The 2,034-nt window shown below is 75.2% G+C and carries 1 protein-coding gene and 1 pseudogene; both read left to right on the forward strand.

Features of this window, described 5'->3' with window-relative positions:
* Positions 1-1,345, forward strand: a pseudogene (locus GT354_RS35935) (family 2 glycosyl transferase); the annotation flags it as partial.
* A partial coding sequence (locus GT354_RS35940; RefSeq protein WP_346012334.1) for a DUF5719 family protein occupies positions 1,342-2,034 on the forward strand: 693 nt, incomplete at its 3' end. The pseudogene GT354_RS35935 and the gene GT354_RS35940, both read left to right, overlap by 4 nt.

Consider the following 2,034-nt stretch of genomic DNA (forward strand, 5'->3'; position numbering starts at 1 on the left):
CACGGCCGCCGTGCTCACCGTGCTCGCCGGGCTCGCCCCGGTGGTGGCGGCGGCGGTGTGGCTGTGGCAGGGCGCGGACGGGCCGCTGGGTCGCCGTGACCCCGCCGTGGTGCCGGCGTTCGTGGCCGAGGAGGCCCTGGGGCCGCGACACCCGCGCACCCTCGTGCTCACCTCGCCCGAGTCCGGCAACGTGACCTACTCGGTGGTGCGTGGCGAGGGCCCGATGCTCGGCGACGCCGACCTGGCCCCCGACGCGTCCACCTACCGCGGCTTCGACGCATTCCTCGGCAAACTGCTGTCCGGTGCGGGCGGCGCGAACGCGAGCATGCTCGCCCCTTACGGCATCGAGTTCGTCCAGCTCAAGCCGCCGGTCGGGGCCGAGTTGACCGCGCGTCTGGACGGCACCCCCGGCCTGGCCCGGGTCAGCGCCGAAAACGGCACCACGCTGTGGCGCCTGCAATACCCGGTCGGCCGCGCGCTGATCGTGAATCCCGACGGCAAGACCCAGGTCGTGCCCACCACCCGCGACGGCGTCTCGACGAAGATCGAGGCCGGTCCGCAGGGCCGGATCCTGCGGCTCGCGGAACGCGCCGACTCCGGCTGGACGGCCACCCAGGGCGGCAAGACCCTCAAGGGCCGCACGATCGACGGCTGGGCACAGGGCTTCGAACTGCGCCCCGACGGCGGCAAGGTGGAGATCACCCACCCCGCCGGCCGACACGGTTGGTGGCTGCTCGCCCAAGGCGGCCTGATCCTCGTCGTGTTCGTACTGGCGCTGCCCGCCCGCAGGCGCGGCACCGACGACGACCTGCCCGAGGCCGAGAGCCCGACGCCCGCCGCCGGTGAAGGCGCCGGCCGACGCGGCCGCCGGGCCCGAGCGGAGAACGCCGAAGCCGAGGCCGGCCCGGTCGCCCCGACCGACGACGACTTCGACGTCCCGGACGTGCCGAAGCAACGCACCGACCCGGCGGAGGAACCCGTGCCGGCCCAGGCGTGGAGCGGCGCGCCGCAGGACGCGTCCTCGACCCAGGCCTTCGAGTCGTACCCGCAGCAGGACTACGGGCAGCAGTACCAGGGCTACCCCGACTACCAGGAGTACCAGTACGAACAGGGCGTCCCGGGCCCGTCGGGTCCGCAGGACGGCCACATCGACCAGGGCGCGCCCGGCTCGTACGGCTGGGAGCAGCCGCAACAGCCGGCGTACGACCAGTACGGCAACCCGTTGCCCCCGGTCGCCCCGCCGTACGACCCGAACGCCTACCCGGATCCGAGTGGCGGATGGCCGCCCGAGCCCCGCCCGGGTGACGACCCGTGGCCGCCGCCCTCGCAGGGAGACCGCCCGTGAAGCGCACCACCCTCTCCCTCGCCGTCGTCGTCGCGGTCCTGGCCGTCGTGGTCGGCCTGGCGACCTTCACCCGCCCGTCGCAGAGCAAGGCCGCGCCGCCGCCCGCCGCGAGCCGGGTGCCCGTCCAGCAGACCGAGGCGGTCTGCCCGATCGTCAAGCAGTTGCCCGGCAGTTCGACGGCGGTGTCCGCGGTGAGCCCGCCCGCAGCCGGCGGCGCGACCGGCGGCGAGGCGAACGTGGTCGAACTCGGCGACCGGACCAAGGCCCGCGGCAAGGTGGAAGCCCCGGGCCGCACCGGCGTCTTCACCGCCGACAACGCCGACGTGCCGGCGCTCGTGGCCGACGCGTCCGGCGCGTTCGCCCCCGGGTTCTCCGTCTCGGGCCTGACCCGAATCCCCAGCGGCGCCGGTCGCGGCCTCGCCGGCGTGCCGTGCGAAGCGCCCACCACCGAGCGCTGGTTCGTGGGCACGTCCACCGCCCAGGGCCGTGACTCGTACCTGTACCTGGCCAACAGCAAGGACACGCCGGCCGTCGTCGACGTCGAGGTGTACGGCCCCAACGGCCTCGTCGACGGCGAGGCCGGCCGGGGCGTGACCCTGGCGCCGGGGCAGTCACAGGCCATCCTGCTGAGCACCCTCACCCCGGCCGGGCCGCTGACCGGGGCCGCGGTGCACGTCGTCGCGCGCACC

It is taken from the genome of Streptomyces sp. SID3343, from assembly GCF_009865215.1.
Classification (GTDB): Bacteria; Actinomycetota; Actinomycetes; order Streptomycetales; family Streptomycetaceae; genus Embleya.